Consider the following 19,181-nt stretch of genomic DNA (forward strand, 5'->3'; position numbering starts at 1 on the left):
TCCGCTAGGGTTGGGCTGCGCTGCTGGCGGCCGGGCCGCCTTGCGATTCGATGTAGGTCACCAGCGCGGTCAGCTCCTGCTCGCTCAGGTCGAAGTTCGGCATGATGGGTGAGAAGCCCTTCACGACGCGAGCCTTCGGGTCACGGATGAAGGCGCGCAGATAGGCTTCGTCCACCTTCGCGGTGCTGCCGTCGGCCATCGTTTCGGTCTTGCCGTACAGGCCCTTCCAGGTGGGGCCCACGCGCGGACTGCCGTCCACGGTATGGCAGGCGATGCAGCCCTTGGCCTCTGCGAGGGCCTTGCCCTGGTCAGCAAGCGCCTGGGCGCTGCCGCCTGCAGCGGCGGGTGCGGCCTGCACCCTGGCCTGCTGCCGCTGAGTGAACGTGCTCTGCCGCGCCAGCCAGCGCGAGAACGATGCTTCGTCTTCCACCACCACCACGCCGCGCATGTTGGCGTGCCCGATACCGCAAAGCTGCGCGCACAGGATGTCGTAACGCCCTGCCTTGGTCGGCGTGAACCAGAAGGTGGTCACCATGCCGGGCACTATGTTCATGCGCGCACGGAACGGCGGTACGTAGAAGTCGTGCAGCACGTCGCGCGACCGTGTCAGGACCAGGATCGGCCGGTTGAGCGGCAGGTGCACCTCGGGCGACTCGATCAGGTAGTTGTCACGGCCGTTGGGGTCGCCGGGGTTCAGGCCGAAGGGGTTGTCGTTGCTGATGTAGCGCACGTCCGTCGTGCCCAGCTTGCCACCGGGGCCGGCAAAGCGGAAGCGCCATTGCCATTGCTGGGCGAGCACTTCCATCTGCAGCACGTTGGGCGGGGGCCGTATGTAGTCCGCGTAGACGAAGAGCCCCGGGGCCAGCAACGCTGCCACGCCGACAGAGGTCAGGCCGATCAGCCACCATTCCAGCCGCTTGTTGTGCGGCTCGTAAGCAGCGCGATGACCCCTGCGGTGGCGGTAGCGCACCAGTGCGATCACGATGAACAGGTTGATCGCGATGAAGAGCGCGCCGGTAATGACGATCGTGATCGTCAGCATGTCGTCCATGCGCACCCAGTTCGAGGCGATCGGCGTGATCCACCAGGGACTGGCAAAGTGAAACCCCACCGCCAATACGATGATCAGGATCAAGGCAATCGCAAGCGACATAGGTCACCTCGCTGCGTGTCACTCGCTGGAGCCGCTAACAAAACGCTCCAGGCGTCGTTGTGCCGCCTTGCCGTACTTCGGTACTGTCTGCGCCGGCACGTCTCTAGAGCAAAGGTAGTCCTCTCCTCTGCATCGTGCAAGGCAGCGCAAGGGGGAAGCGTGCCCCGTATACGGATCGCGCAAATGGAGGAGTCACTTGCTGCGATGCAATGCAAAACGGCCGCCTCCAGCCGTTTTGCGACGATCGCCCACTAACGTGCTTCTGAGGCGCCACCAAAGTCAGCATTTCTGAACACTTCGAAAAGGCGCGAACCTGATTCGCGTTGAACTGCATGAAGCGCGCATCGGGCATGACACCGCCGCTCTTCCAGGTCACAACTGCGGGGAAAAATGTCGACGTTGATTGTCTGCGGCCAGCTCGTCACATCAGGATGTCAGCGCGCATTGCGCCGGTCCTGCCGATACGCCAGAAGGCAACAGCAAATCGGTCATTGCCTCGCGCATTTGACAAAAGTTCACAGCGGTTCAGGCCGTAAGCTGCTTCAATAGTTATTGGCAGCCTCGCTGGGCAACCGTTGTCTTCACTCGTTTTTTTTCCTCGATGACTCTCGATCAGCCTGATCGGTTCATCAGCTCTTGCAACCCGATTCCGGATGACGTGTGAACGCGCGGATCCGATCCGGGCTGCCGCTGGCCGTCCATCGTTGCAGGTCCCATACGTCAGACGCCTGTGCCGGATGCGCTGTTCGTGGTTGTCCGCAGGCGGCCGATATGCCGCTCTTCAGTGTGCCCCGGCGCCGTCCGACGTCGCCGGCCGCGTCACCCCGCCCGCAGGACGGAATACGGGCGCTGGCATGCCGCTGACGCGTCCGGGCATGGCTGGCGCCTGCATGCCAAGGCCGCGACCGGACGACACGAAGCCTGGCGCGACGTGCGGCATCACCACAGCGGCTGGCCGCGGCATCGGGGGCGGCATCTGCGCTGGAGGCGCCCGCAGTACTTGAGGCGCCTGTACGTGGGGCACCTGCGGTGACAGAGGTTCCTGTGCGCGGGGCGCCCATACCTGAGGCATCTGCTCATGAGGAACCTGCGGCGCCGGTGGGACCTGCGCGCGGGGCGCCGTCCATACCTGAGGCGTCTGCGCGTGAGGAACCTGCGGTGGCTGAGGTACCTGCGCGCGGGGCGCCGTCCATACCTGAGGCGTCTGCGCGTGCGGAACCTGCGGTGGCTGAGGTATCTGCGCGCGCGGCGCCGTCCATACCTGAGGCATCTGCGCGTGCGGAACCTGTGGAGCCGACGTCACCGCTGCGTGGGGCGCTGTCCACACCCGAGGCGTCCGCGCATGAGGACCCTGCGGTGACTCGGGCACCTGTGCGCCGGGCGTCGTCAATACCTGAGGCATCTGCGCATGAGGACCCTGCGGCGCCGGCACCGGAGCCGCCTGCGGATGCGCGCCTCCCGGCATCCCCGCGACGGCCGGCACGGTGCGCGATGAAGGAGCGGCCAACGCTGCCGGATTTCCGCGCGAGGCCGGACGCGCATCCGGCGACGCGGCGTTCGACGCAAACCGGCTCTGCACGACCGGGTCGCGGTACGGAACGCCGTGCCGATGCCACGGATCGTGCGTCCACTCGACTCCCGACGGCCGATGGTGGCGGTCCAGGTCGGCGAAGCGGTCGCGGTCGAGGTCGATGTGGTGCCGATGCCAGTCACAATGCTCCCAACCCCACAGCGGAACGACTATGGCTACGCTCACCCAGCCGAAACCGAACGGACCGGGCACCGCGTCGTAGAAGTTATTTGGGAAATAGTAGGGCGGATAAGCGGGATAAGGCCAGGCGCCATAGGCGACCGTCGGGTTGTAGACCGGAACGTAGACGGTGTCCGCGCTGGCGGGCTGAATCGTGATGTCCTGCCCGACCTTGTTGACCGCCTCCTCCGGTATCGACTGCAGCGTGCCTGCCGCCTGCGCACGCTGGCGAAGGCGCTGGATCGAATCCATGACCGCCGGCTGGCTGGCCAGAAAGGCGTCGCCAATGTGCTCGGTCCACTCGAGATTGTCATCGAGCATCCTCAGCACCTGTGGAAACGGCACGAGCGACTTCACGCTCGGATCCCAGGGCTGCTGCTCGAGCGCGTCAGTCAACTGCCCGCCCTGGAGCGCTGCGTTGCCCGGCTGCTGAACCCAGCGATCGGCTTCGACGACTTCCAGCGGATAGGTCGCCGCCATCAGGATCTGGGCGACCAGCGGATCAGGATAGAGCGCGATCGGCGCGAGCATTTGATCGAGCTGCTCTGCCGTCAACGGCGCGGCGGCCTGCGGCGCCAGCTGGACCTCGCTCTCACCATGCACTCCCGATGATGCTCCGAGGATCAGGCTTGCCAGCATCCCGGCGAGAATCCGGAACATGGTCGACTTCATTTTCCCTCCTCGCAAGGCGCGATCCACGCAGATCGGCTGCGGATCGCCCTCGAACCAGACATCGCTGGTCTGTTGCACTTTTGACTCCGTTCGAACGTGCGAATTCGCGAACGCGGGGCTGCTGCCCGGTCAAAATCGTTACCGCTGTTACAGTGGAAAGAACGATCGGGACGGGTGGCAAATTCCAGCGCCGCCCGCGCGATCGGGTTCCAACGCGGGGATTGCGCCGTCGTCAGGGCGATTACATTGGGATGTTGGGATGCGCGGTGCGCAGCGTCGAACGCTCGAGGTCGGACCGAATCGTGAGTGACGCCCGCCTGCGGCGCCCTGGTCGAGTCTGCCCGCTTTCGCGTGGGATGATGTCGCCGCGCAGCTCAATCCCTGCCCGCCAGATTGCAGGGCGGCGTTCGCTTTTTTGGCCATCCTCTACCCGCATCTCCCTCGGCATTTCTTGCGGTTTGCCTGTGACGATGGCAGAGATTCGGGCGTACTTACAAGGAAGGGCACCCCGGTCAGCGCACCGACGCCCAGAACCGGACCACGGCGGGGTGAATCACCTCGTGCCACCTCGGTCCAGTGAACAGGTCGTAGTGGTCGCAATCCGATATCGTCCAACGGCAGCGCTGCTGTACCGGGATCGCACTGCACAGCGTGTGAGCGGCATGCGTCTGGCCCGCGCCGGCAATGTCGTCGCGATCGCCCTCGACGGTACAAAGCGCCATGGATGCGAGATCCTGCGGCTGCACACAGCTTCCACCGACGCGCCATTCCCCACGGGCAAGGTGCTGTTCCTGAAAGATCACGCGGATCGTGTCGAGCAGATAATCTTCAGTCATGTCGAGGGCCGCGGCGTATTCGTTCAATGAACGCAGGCTGTTCGCGATGGCCGCCGCATCGGCTGAGAGGCGGCTCGACCAGTAGCGCGATTCGAGTGCCAACTGGCGGTGCGGATGTGCGGCGACGATCGCCGCATGCTGGATGAAGCCCGGACAGACCCGGCGACCGGAACCGACGTAGCGGGGCGGAACGGTTTCGATCACCGTGTCGCGAAACCAGTCGAGGCTGTGGCTTTGCGCCAACCGGTCGACGGCCGTCGGATTGAGGCGCGTATCGATCGGCCCGCCCATCAGCGTCAGGCTGAGCGGCGGCGCTTCTCCTTGTCTCGCCAGCAATGCCGCTGCCGCAAGGGTCGGAGCGGTAGCCTGGCAAACGGCGATGACGTGCGTATGCGCGCAGCCCAGTTTTCGCAGAAAGCGCTCGAGCGCGAACACATAGTCGTCGAGTCCGAAGCGGCCTGCGGCAAGTGGCACGTCACGCGCGTTGGCCCAGTCCGTAACGTACACATCGCCGTCCTGTAGCAGCGTTTCGACGGTCTCGCGCAGCATGACCGCGTGGTGTCCCGCGAGCGGCGTGCAGAGGAAGATATCCGGTGGCGCAGTGCGGTTTTGACCGCGCCTGGGTGCAACTGGCGCCGGCGCGCGCATGAATTGCCGCAGCGCGCAAAACGGCGTGCTGTCGACCACCCGTTCGACCACGGGTACCGACCGGTCGCCGACCGTCACCACCGGGATGCCGAACGGCGGTGGCTCGGGCGGCGGTCGAACCAGCCGGTACAGCCAGTCATAGCCGGCAGCAGCGACGGGCGTGCAAGACATCGCCGGCGACGTCCAGACGTCGCATCCCAGCATCGCCCAGTCACTGATCGACTGTATCAGGTCACGCTGAGCTTCAATGCACGCGTACCACATGCTGTCTCCAGCGTCTCGTTCCTTCCGCCGTCGAGGCCGGAGGGCCACCGGATAAATGGGAACGAACGGCGCTTAACGGCGATCCACACGCCGCGAAATTGTTGATCTGACGCAAGCGATCCGGCGTCGCGTTTTCGGATCGAATGAAGCGTCCATCTGATGGCATGCCGGACGACGCGACCGCTGGACTGTGGCGCCGGTGGTTAACATGGCTTGGCCCGAAGGCCTGGAATTTCACGTGTATGAACCACGCCGCGTTGTCATTGATGCCCTCGAACTCCGTGATGAACAGGGATCTTCATTCATGGGTAGTGCTCTGCTACCAATATTGCAGCCATGATCGGCGCGATCACCCCGAACAGCACTCCCGTCATCGACACGACCATGGCAGCGTCCTTGCCAGGTCGCCCGCATGCCTGGATTTTAGGCGATGCGCTCGTGGAAACCCGCGTTTTTCCCTGTCCCTTTCACTTCGGAAGACGTGGCGTTACCCGTCGATTGGTACGTCGAACTGCGTTCGACAACCTGGGCATTTGAATGGCTCGAAGCTACCTTGCGCCGGCAATGCTGCGAGCGGCTGTTCCTCGCCGGCGAGGTAGCAGACTGGGCACGGAAACGCGTCGTGCGATCGAAGTCGGTGCCACCGGTCAATGAACCGCTGAATGTCGACAGGCTGGGTGCCGTTCGCTTCGAGGTGATCGAGAAGCACGTGGAACAGAGCGGGGCTTTGCATTGAGACCTCCGCAGCGATTTTCAGCCATCGTAGCATCTGCCACCAATGCGCGGCTGGTAGTCCAGGCGTTCCGCGCGCAAGCCACGCCGGATGTTCAGTGCTAGTGTGGTGATGGGGATTTTCCCCAGTCATCGGGAGAATACGATGCCGTCAGACCCCGCCACAAAATCCGCCGAGCCAACTGTCGGCGCTTCACGAAGCGCTTGCTTACCTCTCGTGGTCGCCGGCGGGACACATCCGCACAACGCTGCCTCCAACCTATAATGATTGTGTTGGACGACCACTCTGTTGGGTCTTGGCGCAATGAGTGGCTACCAGCACAAAAGCGGCGGAGATGGGCATGCGCTTCGAAGCATTTTCCTTTGGTTCCATCCGTATTGATGGCGTCACCTACCAGCATGACGTGGTGATCGAGCACGGACAGGTTCGCAAACGCAAGAAGAATCCATCCAAGGCGTTCCGCGAGACCTTTGGGCACACACCGCTGTCAGTGGCGGAGGACATACCCTGGAAATGCGGGCGGCTGGTGATAGGTACCGGCACCGGGGCGTTACCGGTAATGGAAGAGGTGAAGCTCGAGGCCCGGCGTCGGCAAGTCGAACTGGTCATCCTGCCGACAGCAGAGGCCATCGCCAATCTGAAGGAGCACCCTGACGAGGCCAATGCCATCCTGCATGTCACGTGCTAGGCCATTTGGCGTGCCAGCCCTCAACGACACGAGGTGCCGAAAACCGCTAGCATTCCATCGCCGGCATACGTACGCGGCGCACCAGCGCTCCCTGATGAGGACCGCCTCGAGCGGAAAGTGGCGTCGCTTCAGTGCGCCCCAGGTGCTCTCACTTTTTTGCCGACAACCCGACTGAAACGCCACAGGTCGCCAGGACGCCTTGTCGCGAAGCGCCTGGCGGGCGACCTTGTCTCGGCGCTTTTGCAACGGGGTGGCGGGCAACCCCGTTATAGCGTCGCGATAAACTCGTCCCACGCGGTCCCTTGCAAGGTCTCGGTGGTGGCGTGTCCACAGGCGCGGATGATCAACGCCGCTCTCTCGAGCTGTTTCAGATCGTCAGACTCGACGATGTCCACCACATCGAAGCGCCCGAGTGTCAGATAGCTGTCTTTCCAGGTGACCGCAGGACATTCGGCCTTGATTTTCTCGGCAACGGTGGCGGCGAGCTGTTTCAGGTCTTTGGGGTCTTTGAACGCGTCAGGAGACAAGCGGCTGAGGATGACGTACGTGGCCATGGAATACCTCCGTACAAAAAATTGACCCGTAATTGGGCATGGCAGACACACGCGGGAATAGCCTCCCGTCAACCGGAAGCGTCCCCGTGCTTGTTGATTATAGTTGTGCCCCATGTCCGTTTACCTACGGAATCTGAGAGAGATTTCGCTTCGTCTCCAGTAGCTGAACCAGCAATTGATCGCGCTGGCGCAGCATTTCTGGAAAATCGTACGCCTGCAGTTCCGCCTCGACGCCTTTCGCGATCGACTCGATGTAATCGTCTGTCTCGGGATACGTGCCCAGGTCCCGGGCCCACTCGCGTTGAGCCGCGCCTAAGTGCTGTAGCACATGCGTGATCCCGCCGGGGCCTCCGGAAGCGTGAAGGTTGAGAAACGGTCCGAGCAACGCCCAGCGCAGGCCCGGGCCGTAGGAGATCGCCGCGTCGATGTCCTCCACAGAGGCGACCCCGCGCTGTACCAGACTAATGGCTTCCTGCCATATCGCCACCTGTAGACGGTTGGCGATATGGCCCTTGACCTCTTTGTTGATCCTGATGACCTTCTTGCCCGTTGACGAATAGAACGCCATCACTCTCGCTATGTTTTCGGGCGATGTGAGGCTGCCGCCACCGACCTCTACCAACGGAATGATGTGGGACGGATTGAATGGATGACCAAGGACAATTCGTTCCGGATGTTTCGCGCCTGCCTGAATCTCGCTGATTGCCAGCCCCGACGATGACGACGCGATGATCGCGTCTGCCCTTGCGGCCGATTCGATGCTTGCGATCAATGCGTGTTTGGCGTCCAGTCGTTCGGGGCCGCTTTCCTGAATGAAGTCCGCGTTGCGCACCGCCGCGCCCACATCAGTCGAGAAAGTCAGGTTTTCCCGGGAGGCGCCATTCGCCAGCCCGAGTCTCTCGACAACAGGCCAACTGTCGTCGATCCAGTTGCGCAGGCGCGTCTCGGCCCCGTCGGCGGGATCCGTCGCCGTGACCGCGAAACCCTGCGCCAGGAAGTGTGTCGCCCAGCCTGCACCAATGACGCCCGTGCCGACAATGGCGATGTTAACGGCTTGCTTTGTCATGATCTAACTCTCCAGGCAGGCAGCGTTGACTGTTTCGCGCAACGGCCGCAGCCCGATGATCTCCCGTGCCTCAGCCGGCGTGGCCGGCTCGTAACCCATCTCACGCACGAGGCGAACGAGCCGCTCGACCAGTTGCACATTGGTGGCCAACTCGCCCTGCCTGTAATACAGGTTGTCTTCGAGCCCGACGCGCACGTGGCCTCCCAGTAACAGCGAGTTCATCGCGGCGGGCAACTGCGCCGCGCCGATGGCGCTGACGTTGAAGACGGTGTTGCGGGGCAGATGGTCGACCATAGTCTGCAACAGGCGAGGCGTGTAGGGCAATGCGCCCTGGAAGGCATTGGCACCGATGACGATATTGATGAAGTGCGGGGCATCGTCGAGGCCCTCGTTGATGGCCCGCTGAACATCCTGAACGATGTCGGCGAGACCGAACACTTCCCATTCCGGCTTGATGCCGCGCGCTTTCATCATCTCGGCGATCTGCCGGATTCGCGAGGGCGGCGTCGCCACCAGGATTTCCTTACCGCTGAAACTTGCGATCACGGTCTGTGCATCGAGCGTGCACATCTCGACGCCGTCACCCTGCATGCCTTTGAGGCGTTCTTCCCACTGGATTTCCCACAGGCCGTTGTCGAGTTCGCGAACCATGTCGCCGTTGATGCCGCCGCCGGTGGAGTTGTTCAGAACGATGTCGCACCGGTCGCGAATCAGCCGGTTGATGTGGCTATAGATGGCGGGATCGCAGGTGGCCTCGTCGTCGGGACGCCGTGCATGCACTGCCACGACACTCGCACCTGCGTTGTAGCAGCGGTAGGTGTCGTCGGCGATCTCCTGGGGCTGTGTCGGCAGGTTCGGGTTCATTTTCTTGTTGGCCATGCCGCCCGTCGGGGCAACCGTCACGATGACTTTGGGCTTGCTCATGCTGGTCTTCTCCGGAGAAGAAATGGGTCTAAAGGACAAAATTGACTATGGCTGCCGGGTCAGTGCACGCTCGCGCCATCGCCGGGGCCCACGCGGACCGCGCTCTTTGGCAGGCCCAGCAGGATCGTCAGGCCGCCGCCAATGACAAGTGCGATCAAGCCCAGCAGACCCATCTGGATGCTGCCCGTCGAGCCCTTGATCCAGCCGATCAGCGTCGGGCTGGCGAAGCCGCCAAGGATGCCCAGTGAACTGATCACCGCGATGCCAGCTGCGGCTGCGTCGCGGCCAAGGTAGGTCGGCGGAATCGACCAGAACAGCGAGCCGCCGCCAAAGATGAAGAACGAGGCAACACACAGCAGGACCATCACCGGGATGACCGCGGCGCCAAGAAAGGAGGTGGAGGCGAGAGCCACCGCGCCGAAGACCAGAGTTCCGCCGACATGCCAGCGACGCTCCTTGAAACGATCCGAACTGCGGCTGATGATGAGTACGCCAAGCGCACCGAAGATATAGGGCACCGCCGTGTACCAGCCGATCGTCGCGATGGGTGCGATGCCGAGGCCTTTGATCATGGTCGGCAGCCAGAACGTGAGCGTGTAGACAGCGCAAGCGCAGCAGAAGTAGACGAAGGCCAGCACGTAGGTTTTCGGGTCCGCCAGCGCCGCGGCGAGCCTGCCATGATGTCCAGCCTTTGGCTCGCCCAGGTGGTCAGCATCAAGGATCGACTGGACCAGCACTTTCTCGGCGTCGTTCAGCCACGGCGCGCGGGCCGGCCCGTTCGGAAGCATGCGATACAGCACGAACCCAAGCAGAACGGTCGGCAAGCCTTCGACGAGGAATAGCCACTGCCATCCGTGCATGCCGCCGAGGCCTTCCATGCCGCTCATGATCGTTCCCGACAGTGGGCCGCCCAGGACACCCGTGATCGGCATGCCGAACAGGAACAGACCCGTCACACGACCGCGGCGCTGGCTCGGGTACCAGTACGTCAGATACAGAATGATGCCCGGGAAGAAGCCTGCTTCGAACATGCCCAGCAGCAACCGGATGGCATAGAACTGCCACGGTGCCGTGACGAAAGCGGTCGCCGCGGACGCGAGGCCCCACAGCACCATGATCCTCAGGAAGGTTAGTCGCGCGCCTATCTTTTCGAGTAGCAGATTGCTGGGCACCTCGAACAGCAGATAGGTGACGAAGAAGACCCCCGCGCCGAGTCCATACACAGCATCGGAGAAAGCAAGGTCCTGCTTCATCTGCAGCTGCGCGTATCCGATATTGATCCGATCGAGGAACGCGAAGACATACGCGATCAAGACGAGCGGCATGACGCGCCAACTGATCTTACGAAAGACGGCGTCTTCGACTATGTGATTCGTCGGGCTCTCGACGAACGCGGCTGCGGCGGGCAGCGGACGAGCGGGAATCATGCGTGTCTCCTGGTCTTGTATGACACGCATTATTTCGAGCGACCGCTGCCACGACTGTCGATCGCGCGACAGTTGGAGTCAGCGTAAACACCAGGCAATGCACGAACGCCGTCGGCAACGATTCGCGAAGAAAGATACGCGGCGCTAGCGTGCCAAGGCGTGAAGCCCAGGTAAATCCAGCACGACGATGCCGCCGTACTCCGTGCGCACGAGGCCAGCGTTCTTGAAGCGGGTCATGGCCTTGTTGCAGGTTTGACGCGACACGGCGGCCAGGTTGGCGAGTTCTTCCTGAGACATCGGCAGATGCCCCACGCCGCCCGGATTCGACAATGGTTGCACCATGCCCACCAGCGCCCGTGCGACAAGACTGTCGGTGTCGAGCAATCCGTGCGCGGCGACGGCGCCCATGAACCAGTGCAGACGCTCGTTGACCTGGAGCAGCAGAAATTCGTTGAACGACGGCTGATGCTCGCGCAGCCAGTTGAACGTCGTGCGTGGAATCTGCGCGACGCGGCTGTCGCGCAACGCGATGAGATCGGACTCGCGCGGCGCGTTGCGAATCAGGGTGCCTTCTCCGAACCAGCTGCCTACGGATTGTCCGCCTAAAGTCACCGTCTGTCCGTCGCGCGCGGTGATCGACCACTTGATGAGGCCTTCGAGCATGCCGAACCACACATGTTGTCGTTCGCCGTGGTGCCCGAGGGTCTGACCTGCGGCGACGGCGCGCTCCGACGCGTCAGCGCGCACGCGAGCCTTCACGGGTTCGTCCAGCCCGACGAACCACGGCGACTGTGCGAGTAGTTCGTCGAGCGTAAGCGAAACAGTGACCATCCGCTTTTGTCTGGTCATTCCCTGCTCCCAGGGCCGCTCGTCCGGCGGTCAACGCGAACTGTCGCCGCAGTGACAGTGTTGCGGGTGCAATGCACGCACAATGGTCGGACTGGAAACTGGAGCATAGGTCCGTGAGTAAAGAAACTGTCTATCGTGTCGACGTGCAATTCGGCGATTGCGATCCGGCGGGAATCGTCTTTTTTCCGAACTTCTCGCGCTGGATGGACGCCGCTTCGCACGATTATTTTATACAGTGCGGGCTGCCGCCATGGCGGGAGATGCAAACGCTGCCCCATTGCATTGGTGCGCCGCTGCTGGAGGTGCACACTCGCTTTCACACCTCGGCGACCTACGGCGAAAGTCTGGATGTGCATACCCGCATTGAGGAATGGCGAGGCAAAGTCTTTATCCAAAGCCATCGAATCATGCGCAACGATACGCTGATCTGCGAGGGTCGCGCGACACGCGCTTTGTGTATCAAACAGGACGATGGACGGCTGAAGGCCGTCCCCGTGCCCGAGTTCATACGTGCCGCCTGCGATTGAGCGGCGTGCGTGACCCAAGTCAGAAAAGAGGATTTCATGACCACATCGAAAGGCCTGCGCGTGCTGGTGACGGCGGGTGCAGGCGGGATAGGGCGCGCCATCGCGGAAGCATTCGTATCTGCGGGCGCGAGCGTCTTTGTCTGCGACATCGACGAAGCAGCGCTTCAACAGATGCAGGCCCAATTGCCGGGCGTCAGGACATCGGTGTGCGACATCGCCGATCGCGTGGCGGCTTCGCGCATGGTCGCGGACGCCGCGTCCGCTCTCGGCGGATTGGACGTCCTGATCAACAACGCGGGGATTGCTGGACCGACCGCGAGTGTCGCGGAGATGGATCCGGACGCGTGGGAAGCTGTGCTTCGTCTGAACCTCACCGGCACATTCATGGTTACGCAACAGGCCATCCCTTTCCTGAAGCAATCGGGCGCGGGCGTGATTCTCATCATGTCGTCGCTCGCCGGCCGCTTCGGTTACCCGAACCGCAGTCCGTACGCAACGACCAAATGGGGGCTCATCGGATTCGCAAAGACCTTGTCACGTGAGCTGGGCGAATTCGGCATACGAGTCAATGCGATCCTGCCGGGCGCCGTGGAAGGTCCGCGAATTCAGCAGGTGCTGGCGGGACGCGCATCAGCCAGCGGCCGCACCGTCGCGCAGGAAGAGGCGGCTGCGCTTGCCAATCAGTCCATCAGGCATTTCGTCGATCCCGCGGACATCGCGGCGCTCGCTGTTTTTCTGGCGTCCGATGCCGGGCGTTCCATTTCGGGGCAAATGATCCCGATTGACGGCGATTCGCAAAGCGCCTCCTGAGATCAGGGTAAACATCCATAACGACATGAAGTGCTTCTAAATAGTTGGTGTACGGAGTATATTCGTCATCAAGATGGTCGAGACAGATTGGAGGAAGACATCATGCAATTTAATCTCAACGGTTTCCGCGTCGGTGACCCGACGATCGAGCCTGCCGCCGATGGCGCGCCTCGCGTCGACATGCCCGATACGGTCGATGTGCTCATCGTCGGGAGCGGTCCAGCCGGGCTCGTGCTTGCAGCCCAGTTGTCGCAGTTTACGTCGATCACGACGCGTATCGTCGAGCGTCGCTCGGGACCGTTGATGATGGGGCAAGCGGATGGCGTCGCGTGCCGCACGGTCGAGATGTTCAATGCATTCGGCCTGAGCGACCGCTTGTTGCGCGAAGCCTATTGGGTCAACGAGACGGTCTTCTGGCGACCCGATGCAAATGACCGTGGCGCGATCAAGCGTACCGGACGTGTTCAGGATACCGAAACAGGTATGTCGGAATTCCCGCACGTCATCGTCAATCAGGCGCGCGTGCAGGACTATCTGCTCGATGTGATGCGCCGTTCCGCGCAACGGCTCGAGCCGGATTACGATCTCGAAGTCGTTGACGTGCAACGCGATAGCGAGGGCGAGTATCCGGTGCGCGTCACGCTACGTCGCACGGGCGCAGCGCGACTCGATGAAGAGGTCGTCGTGCGTGCGCGCTATGTCGTGGGCTGCGACGGCGCGCGCAGTCGCGTGCGCTCGGCCATCGGCCAAACGCTGCGCGGCGATGCCGCCAATCATGCGTGGGGCGTGATGGATGCGCTCGCCGTGACCGACTTTCCGGACATCCGGCTGAAGGCTGCGATTCAATCTGCGAGCAAGGGCAATCTGCTCATCATTCCGCGCGAAGGCGGCTATCTCGTGCGCTTTTACGTCGATCTCGGCGAAGTCACGCCTGAGAATCGCGACGCCATCAGGCAGATCACGGTCGAGCGCATCATTCAGACGGCGCAGCGGATTCTGCATCCCTATTCGCTTGACGTGAAGGAGGTTGCGTGGTTCTCGGTTTATGAAGTGGGACAGCGGTTGACCGATCGCTTTGACGACGCAATCGACGCCGACGGAACATCTCGCGAGCCACGCGTATTCATCGCCGGCGATGCCTGTCATACGCATAGCGCGAAAGCGGGTCAGGGCATGAACGTTTCGATGCAGGACGGCTTCAATCTCGGCTGGAAGCTCGGCGCGGCGCTGCAAGGACTTGCCGGCATCGACCTTTTGCGCACGTATTCCGATGAACGCCAGCCCATCGCGCAAGAGCTGATCGACTTCGACAAGGAATGGTCGGCGATGATGGCCGCGCCGCCGAAAGATCCCAGTCGACCCGAAGCGGGCGGTGTCGATCCCGCGGAGCTTCAGGCTTACTTCGTGCGTGCGGGCCGCTATACGGCGGGCGTCGCGACGCGATATCGGCCGGGCGCGTTGACAGGCGAATCGACATATCAAACGCTCGCCAGCGGCTTCACCATCGGCACGCGCTTTCATTCTTCGCCGGTTGTTCGTCTCGCCGATGCGAAACCGATGCAGCTCGGCCACACGGCACGCGCCGACGGTCGCTGGCGCCTGTACGCTTTTTCGGACGCGAACGAAAGCGCGCTCAATGCGCTGTGCGAACATCTCGCCACGTCGCCCGATTCTGTCTTGCGTCTTTTCACGCCAGAAGGTGCCGATGCGGATAGCGTCTTCGATCTGCGCGCGGTGTTGCAGCGGCCTCATCGCGAAGTACGACTCGAAGATCTACATGCGTTGTTGGTGCCGCGCAAGGGCCGCTACGGCCTCATCGACTACGAGAAAGCATTTACGAGCGACGCATCGACTGATATCTTCAATGCGCGCGGCATCGACCGCGAACGGGGCGCGCTCGTCGTGGTCCGTCCGGACCAGTACGTCGCGCATGTACTTCCGCTGGACGCCTACGCCGAATTGCATGCGTTTTTGCGGCCCATTTTCCGAACGAACACACCTTCTCGTTAAACGCCTGGAAATTGCCAACCAAACACAACTACCCCGAAGCGCTTTCGAAATTCACGGGCAGCCTGGTACGCCGCGCCCAGCAGCGCCACGTAGCGGTATGGCTCAGCGAAGTCTCTACCGAGATCACGAGCGTCCAGTACGCGGCGCTCGAAATCTTGCAGAAAACGCCCGGCATAAATCAACGACAACTCGGCGATGAACTCGACGTGGACCGTTCGACTATCGCCGATCTCGTCGCGCGCATGGTTCGCAATGATTTGATCGAACGCTCGGACGATCCCGTCGACAAACGTAGCTATGTGCTGTTCCTTACCTCCGAAGGCAAGAGAAATCTTGCGACGTTGCGTCCACGTGTCGAGGAGGTCGAGCGCATTCTCACTGCGCGATTGACTTCACGCGAATGTCTGGAGTTGCGGCGCCTGCTTTCGGCACTGTTGCCGCCGGGGGAATAGCGTTCAGTCTCACGTAAGTGAGTGGGCTCGGGATTGTGGCTGATACGCCAGCAGTTCGAGAATGCAAAGCACAAACTGCACCAACTCGGACCGATCGAGGTGCCTGTGTCACATGAGCGGCACACGCGGGTCCGTGCCACAGGACCGGACTTTCACCCCTTACTCCTTGCCGGTCTCCCGGCGCACCCACTCTCGACGCCAGTTCGTCACTCGTGCGCATAGGTCTTGCTGATCGGCGTTTTGCCGTGCGCAAAGAAAGATTTCACCTTTTTGGCAAAGGACTGCTTCGGCGTCGCCTTGCATTCCTCAACCAGAGCGGCAACGGTTTCGTCCTGACCGACCATGACGACATCTTCGGTTTGCAGCTTGCCTTTGTTGTTGTAGCCGTCCATCCAGTACACCATCTGTGGCTTGTACACATCATCCATCACGATGAAGTCCTGGCATGTCATTTTGGCTGGTTTCATTTCCTTGTTGGCATCGGCAAGGCAGGACACCGACAGGGTGATACCAATGAGACAGACTGCTGCTTTGCTCGTGTTCACGTCTCTCTCCTCTAGTAACAGTAACAATCGGTTCCGGTATTGAGCGATGGCGGCATCCGCGAACGGCGGCGCCGGAGTCCTCGCTCCTGTCGAGATGGCCTGGTCCTTGATTTCCTCCGAGCGCCTCGTGCCGGAACGCACTTTCAACCACGTTCACCTACGCAATAGACTAGGTGGTTAGTGGGGATGCCTATATTGGACCAAGGTCCAATTTCCTCTTAAAACCACAGAACCCTTGGCGGCCGGGCAAAAAGACCGGGCTTCAAACCCAGTTGGGGGTGTCAGACACTCTCTGGCAGGTTCGACTCCTGCTGCCTTCCGCCCGGCAAGGGTTCCGGGGCATTCCGTATTTTCAGAACGCAGCGACACATCCAGCCCGGTGTAGTAAGTCATCACAGCCTCCTTTGCACAGTTGGTTCTGCGATTCCAGGAGTGTCCGACCATCTTCGTGACCGCCCAATTACATAGGCTAATGGCCGACACGTTCAATCGTCCGCTTCAGGAATCGGTATCTTCGACGAGAGCTTCACCTCACGCAGCGACAGGCTCGACTGTATCGATGCGATGCCGGCTTGCCTGCGTAACACTCGTTCGACAAACTCACCGTACGCATCGAGGTCGGTCGCGACCACCTGCAGAATGTAATCCGCCTGGCCGGTGATCTTGTGGCACGAAAGGACTTCCGGGCGATTGCGAATCACCGCTTCGAAGTTGTCCGCCGTTTTATCCGAATGCATGTTGAAGACGATATGCACGAATGCAAACAGGTTCATGCCGACCGCGCGTCGATCGATGGTCGTTTGGTAGCCCGTGATCACGCCGGTGTCTTCCAGATGTTTGCGCCGTCTCCAGCACGGCGTCACGCTGAGCGACAGCTTCTCGCCCAACGCCGCGTTCGACATCGACGCGTCGTCCTGCAAGAGACGCAGCATTGAACGGTCGACTGCATCCAGTTCGACTTTTGAACGATTTGTGCCCATTCTGGATCATGGTTAGATAATTTGTGCGTTAAGTGTAGGGTCTGGCGCAAACGAAAGCAAAGTTAATGCTCCTGCCTCTCCGTAAACTGGTGGCTGTTTTCAACGCGACAGTCAACCATGCTTACCATCTACAGCGGCGATCACCGCCTGCATCACGGCGTCGAACTGAAGGACGGCGCGATCACGCCGTCGTTCGAACAACCCAGCCGCGCCGAGACCGTGCTGGCGCAGGTGCGCGCAACAGAGCTCGGCGATGTGATCGATCCAAAGCGCTATCGGCGCGAGCACTACGTCGGCGCGCATAGCCGGCGTTACGTCGATTTTCTGGCCGGCGCCTGGGAAGAGTGGACCGCGTCGGGGCGTATGTGCCAGGCGTTGCCGCTCGTGTGGCCGGTACGCGGCTTGCCCAGTGTGGAGTTGCCCGACTTTATCGACGGCAAGCTGGGTTTCTTCTCGATGGACGCCGGATCTCCGATCAACGCCGGCACCTGGAATGCCGTGCGTGCGAGCGCGAACTGCGCACTGACCGGCGTCGATGCGCTATCCGCCGGGGCGCGCTCGGCATTCGCGCTGTGCCGTCCGCCGGGGCATCACGCGGGCCGCGAATATATGGGTGGATATTGCTATCTGAACAACGCGGCCATTTCCGCGCAGCACGCCCTGCGTAACGGCTCGAAACGCGTCGCGGTACTCGACATCGACTTTCACCACGGCAACGGCACGCAGGACATTTTCTACGATCGCGCGGACGTGCTGTTCGTGTCGATTCACGGCGACCCCGCCGTGTCGTTCCCTTACTTTTCCGGACACGCGTCGGAGCGTGGCGCGGGCGCGGGACAGGGCTTCAACGTCAATCTGCCGCTGGCGAAGGGCACCGCCTGGCGCGGCTACGAACAGGCGCTGCGCGATGCCGGCGGCGCGATTGCCGCCCATGCACCCGATGTGCTTGTCGTCTCGCTCGGCGTCGACACATTCGAAGACGATCCCATCAGCCACTTCAGCCTGCGCACGCCGGACTTCCTGCGCATCGGCGAGGCAATTGCGAAATTCAACGTCTCCACGCTGTTTGTGATGGAGGGCGGCTACATGGTCGACGAAATCGGCATTAACGCGGTAAACGTGCTGCTCGGTTTTGAAGGGCGCGCGTAATCGGTTCGATGCATGCGTCGACCGCTAACAAAGGAGCAACTGGCATGACGCGATACATAGACGTGAAGGATGTTTCGAAACTGGTGTCGGAGGTCGGCATCGCCAACGTAATCAGGACGATGGCTTCGTACATCGAGCAGGACTACCGGCGCTGGGATGCCTTCGAGAAGACCGCGCGACTGGCGAGTCACTCAACGGACGGTGTAATCGAGCTGATGCCGACTTCCGATGCTCGACTGTACTCGTTCAAGTACGTGAATGGCCATCCGAAGAATACGAAGGCGGACTTGCTGACGGTGATGGCGTTCGGCGTGCTGTGCGATGTCGATACGGGTTATCCGTTGCTGCTGAGCGAAATGACATTGACGACCGCAATACGCACGGCGGCAACGTCGGCGCTCTTTGCGCGCTTCATTGCGCGCCGCGATTCGCGTTCGATGGCGCTGATCGGCAACGGCGCGCAAAGTGAATTTCAGGCGCTTGCTTTCCACGACATGCTGGGCATCGAAGAAATCCGCGTGTTCGATGTCGACGAGGCCGCGACTGACAAGCTCATCTGCAACCTTGCGCCGTTCAGGACTTTGCGCGTCGTCAGGGCGAATTCCGCCGCGGACGCCGTGCGCGGCGCCGATATCGTGACCACCGTCACGGCCGACAAGACGAACGCAACGATACTCACGCCAGACATGATCGAACCGGGCATGCATATCAATGCGGTAGGCGGAGACTGCCCGGGCAAGACGGAGCTTCATGCGGACATACTGCGTCGCGCGCGCGTCATTGTCGAATACGAACCTCAGACGCGTATCGAAGGCGATATCCAGCAATTGTCCGCTGACTTTCCTGTCATAGAGTTCCAGACGATTGTCCGCGGCGACGAGAAAGGCCGTGAAACCGATGAACAGGTCACGGTTTTCGATTCGGTGGGTTTTGCATTGGAGGATTTTTCGGCGCTGCGCTATCTCAGCGCGGTTTCGTCCGGGCGGAACATCGGCACCGAGCTGGAGTTGATCCCCGCGCCGCTCGATCCGAAAGATCTATATGGCGTGGCAATGGGCCGCAACGTTCAAGCGCCGGCGCATGACGTTGCCTGCATGACGGCAGCCTGAACGGCCCGGCGTACAACACGAGATGGCGTAAAACG

General features: G+C 61.6%; 18 protein-coding genes. 8 read left to right on the forward strand and 10 right to left on the reverse strand.

Annotated features, from left to right (window positions below):
* Window positions 1-4: 4 nt before the first annotated feature.
* The 3 genes from P3T16_RS08035 to phaZ all read right to left on the reverse strand — a co-directional run bounded on the left by P3T16_RS08035 (window position 5) and on the right by phaZ (window position 5,323).
* Window positions 5-1,153, reverse strand: coding sequence for a c-type cytochrome (locus P3T16_RS08035; RefSeq protein ID WP_429341830.1), 1,149 nt, complete (start codon window positions 1,151-1,153; stop codon window positions 5-7).
* 781 nt (window positions 1,154-1,934) lie between these two features.
* Complete coding sequence (locus P3T16_RS08040) at window positions 1,935-3,575, reverse strand: DUF3300 domain-containing protein (RefSeq protein WP_429341831.1); 1,641 nt, start codon at window positions 3,573-3,575, stop codon at window positions 1,935-1,937.
* A gap of 512 nt (window positions 3,576-4,087) precedes the next feature.
* Entirely contained in the window at window positions 4,088-5,323 is a 1,236-nt protein-coding gene (gene phaZ / locus P3T16_RS08045; RefSeq protein WP_429341832.1) for a polyhydroxyalkanoate depolymerase, read from the reverse strand.
* Between the two features lie 430 nt (window positions 5,324-5,753).
* On the opposite strand from phaZ, the gene P3T16_RS08050 reads away from it, so the two are divergent.
* Together P3T16_RS08050 and P3T16_RS08055 are read left to right on the forward strand one after the other, a co-directional pair.
* Window positions 5,754-6,059 (forward strand): hypothetical protein, encoded by a 306-nt coding sequence (locus tag P3T16_RS08050; RefSeq protein ID WP_429341833.1) that lies wholly within the window; start codon window positions 5,754-5,756, stop codon window positions 6,057-6,059.
* A 337-nt stretch (window positions 6,060-6,396) separates the two neighbouring features.
* Window positions 6,397-6,744 carry an MTH938/NDUFAF3 family protein gene (locus P3T16_RS08055; protein ID WP_429341834.1) on the forward strand — a complete coding sequence of 116 codons (348 nt, stop codon included), beginning with the start codon at window positions 6,397-6,399 and terminating at the stop codon, window positions 6,742-6,744.
* Window positions 6,745-7,010: 266 nt separating this feature from the next.
* On the opposite strand, the gene P3T16_RS08060 is transcribed toward P3T16_RS08055, so the two are convergent.
* The 5 genes from P3T16_RS08060 to P3T16_RS08080 all read right to left on the reverse strand — a co-directional run bounded on the left by P3T16_RS08060 (window position 7,011) and on the right by P3T16_RS08080 (window position 11,564).
* A complete protein-coding gene (locus P3T16_RS08060) occupies window positions 7,011-7,298 on the reverse strand; it encodes a GYD domain-containing protein (protein ID WP_429256013.1) in 288 nt (95 codons plus the stop codon).
* 124 nt (window positions 7,299-7,422) lie between these two features.
* A complete protein-coding gene (locus tag P3T16_RS08065) occupies window positions 7,423-8,364 on the reverse strand; it encodes a 3-hydroxyacyl-CoA dehydrogenase NAD-binding domain-containing protein (protein WP_429341835.1) in 942 nt (313 codons plus the stop codon).
* 3 nt (window positions 8,365-8,367) lie between these two features.
* On the reverse strand, window positions 8,368-9,288 hold the full coding sequence (locus P3T16_RS08070) for a 3-keto-5-aminohexanoate cleavage protein (RefSeq protein ID WP_429341836.1): 921 nt from the start codon (window positions 9,286-9,288) through the stop codon (window positions 8,368-8,370).
* 59 nt (window positions 9,289-9,347) lie between these two features.
* Window positions 9,348-10,715, reverse strand: a complete 1,368-nt coding sequence (locus tag P3T16_RS08075; protein ID WP_429341837.1) for an MFS transporter — start codon at window positions 10,713-10,715, stop codon at window positions 9,348-9,350.
* A 144-nt stretch (window positions 10,716-10,859) separates the two neighbouring features.
* A complete protein-coding gene (locus tag P3T16_RS08080; RefSeq protein ID WP_429256009.1) occupies window positions 10,860-11,564 on the reverse strand; it encodes a Crp/Fnr family transcriptional regulator in 705 nt (234 codons plus the stop codon).
* 113 nt (window positions 11,565-11,677) lie between these two features.
* On the opposite strand from P3T16_RS08080, the gene P3T16_RS08085 reads away from it, so the two are divergent.
* The 4 genes from P3T16_RS08085 to P3T16_RS08100 all read left to right on the forward strand — a co-directional run bounded on the left by P3T16_RS08085 (window position 11,678) and on the right by P3T16_RS08100 (window position 15,363).
* Entirely contained in the window at window positions 11,678-12,091 is a 414-nt protein-coding gene (locus P3T16_RS08085; RefSeq protein ID WP_429256008.1) for an acyl-CoA thioesterase, read from the forward strand.
* Window positions 12,092-12,127: 36 nt separating this feature from the next.
* A complete protein-coding gene (locus P3T16_RS08090; RefSeq protein ID WP_429256007.1) occupies window positions 12,128-12,901 on the forward strand; it encodes an SDR family oxidoreductase in 774 nt (257 codons plus the stop codon).
* Between the two features lie 102 nt (window positions 12,902-13,003).
* Window positions 13,004-14,911 (forward strand): FAD-binding monooxygenase, encoded by a 1,908-nt coding sequence (locus P3T16_RS08095; RefSeq protein ID WP_429341838.1) that lies wholly within the window; start codon window positions 13,004-13,006, stop codon window positions 14,909-14,911.
* Window positions 14,912-14,922: 11 nt separating this feature from the next.
* The gene (locus P3T16_RS08100) at window positions 14,923-15,363 is read left to right on the forward strand and encodes a MarR family winged helix-turn-helix transcriptional regulator (protein ID WP_429341839.1); all 441 of its coding nucleotides are present in this window, start codon (window positions 14,923-14,925) and stop codon (window positions 15,361-15,363) included.
* 206 nt (window positions 15,364-15,569) lie between these two features.
* Here P3T16_RS08100 and P3T16_RS08105 read toward each other — a convergent pair whose 3' ends face one another.
* Together P3T16_RS08105 and P3T16_RS08110 are read right to left on the reverse strand one after the other, a co-directional pair.
* On the reverse strand, window positions 15,570-15,908 hold the full coding sequence (locus P3T16_RS08105) for an HdeA/HdeB family chaperone (protein ID WP_429256004.1): 339 nt from the start codon (window positions 15,906-15,908) through the stop codon (window positions 15,570-15,572).
* A gap of 485 nt (window positions 15,909-16,393) precedes the next feature.
* Window positions 16,394-16,888: an Lrp/AsnC family transcriptional regulator gene (locus tag P3T16_RS08110; RefSeq protein ID WP_429341840.1), complete on the reverse strand. Its 495-nt coding sequence runs from the start codon at window positions 16,886-16,888 to the stop codon at window positions 16,394-16,396.
* 117 nt (window positions 16,889-17,005) lie between these two features.
* On the opposite strand from P3T16_RS08110, the gene P3T16_RS08115 reads away from it, so the two are divergent.
* Together P3T16_RS08115 and P3T16_RS08120 are read left to right on the forward strand one after the other, a co-directional pair.
* Window positions 17,006-18,037, forward strand: coding sequence for a histone deacetylase family protein (locus P3T16_RS08115; protein WP_429341841.1), 1,032 nt, complete (start codon window positions 17,006-17,008; stop codon window positions 18,035-18,037).
* Window positions 18,038-18,081: 44 nt separating this feature from the next.
* On the forward strand, window positions 18,082-19,146 hold the full coding sequence (locus tag P3T16_RS08120) for an ornithine cyclodeaminase (protein ID WP_429341842.1): 1,065 nt from the start codon (window positions 18,082-18,084) through the stop codon (window positions 19,144-19,146).
* Window positions 19,147-19,181 lie beyond the last annotated feature (35 nt).

This window comes from Paraburkholderia sp. GAS42 (assembly GCF_050436565.1).
GTDB lineage: Bacteria > Pseudomonadota > Gammaproteobacteria > Burkholderiales > Burkholderiaceae > Paraburkholderia.

What these genes read in the sequence shown, in the direction of transcription:
- P3T16_RS08095 (WP_429341838.1), top strand. Translation starts at nt 13,004, where the DNA reads ATGCAATTTAATCTCAACGGTTTCCGCGTCGGTGACCCGACGATCGAG.
- P3T16_RS08115 (WP_429341841.1), top strand. Translation starts at nt 17,006, where the DNA reads ATGCTTACCATCTACAGCGGCGATCACCGCCTGCATCACGGCGTCGAA.
- P3T16_RS08090 (WP_429256007.1), top strand. Translation starts at nt 12,128, where the DNA reads ATGACCACATCGAAAGGCCTGCGCGTGCTGGTGACGGCGGGTGCAGGC.
- P3T16_RS08035 (WP_429341830.1), bottom strand. Translation starts at nt 1,153, where the DNA reads ATGTCGCTTGCGATTGCCTTGATCCTGATCATCGTATTGGCGGTGGGG.
- P3T16_RS08120 (WP_429341842.1), top strand. Translation starts at nt 18,082, where the DNA reads ATGACGCGATACATAGACGTGAAGGATGTTTCGAAACTGGTGTCGGAG.
- P3T16_RS08080 (WP_429256009.1), bottom strand. Translation starts at nt 11,564, where the DNA reads ATGACCAGACAAAAGCGGATGGTCACTGTTTCGCTTACGCTCGACGAA.
- P3T16_RS08065 (WP_429341835.1), bottom strand. Translation starts at nt 8,364, where the DNA reads ATGACAAAGCAAGCCGTTAACATCGCCATTGTCGGCACGGGCGTCATT.
- P3T16_RS08060 (WP_429256013.1), bottom strand. Translation starts at nt 7,298, where the DNA reads ATGGCCACGTACGTCATCCTCAGCCGCTTGTCTCCTGACGCGTTCAAA.
- P3T16_RS08050 (WP_429341833.1), top strand. Translation starts at nt 5,754, where the DNA reads ATGCGCTCGTGGAAACCCGCGTTTTTCCCTGTCCCTTTCACTTCGGAA.
- P3T16_RS08075 (WP_429341837.1), bottom strand. Translation starts at nt 10,715, where the DNA reads ATGATTCCCGCTCGTCCGCTGCCCGCCGCAGCCGCGTTCGTCGAGAGC.
- P3T16_RS08070 (WP_429341836.1), bottom strand. Translation starts at nt 9,288, where the DNA reads ATGAGCAAGCCCAAAGTCATCGTGACGGTTGCCCCGACGGGCGGCATG.
- P3T16_RS08040 (WP_429341831.1), bottom strand. Translation starts at nt 3,575, where the DNA reads ATGAAGTCGACCATGTTCCGGATTCTCGCCGGGATGCTGGCAAGCCTG.
- phaZ (WP_429341832.1), bottom strand. Translation starts at nt 5,323, where the DNA reads ATGTGGTACGCGTGCATTGAAGCTCAGCGTGACCTGATACAGTCGATC.
- P3T16_RS08110 (WP_429341840.1), bottom strand. Translation starts at nt 16,888, where the DNA reads ATGGGCACAAATCGTTCAAAAGTCGAACTGGATGCAGTCGACCGTTCA.
- P3T16_RS08055 (WP_429341834.1), top strand. Translation starts at nt 6,397, where the DNA reads ATGCGCTTCGAAGCATTTTCCTTTGGTTCCATCCGTATTGATGGCGTC.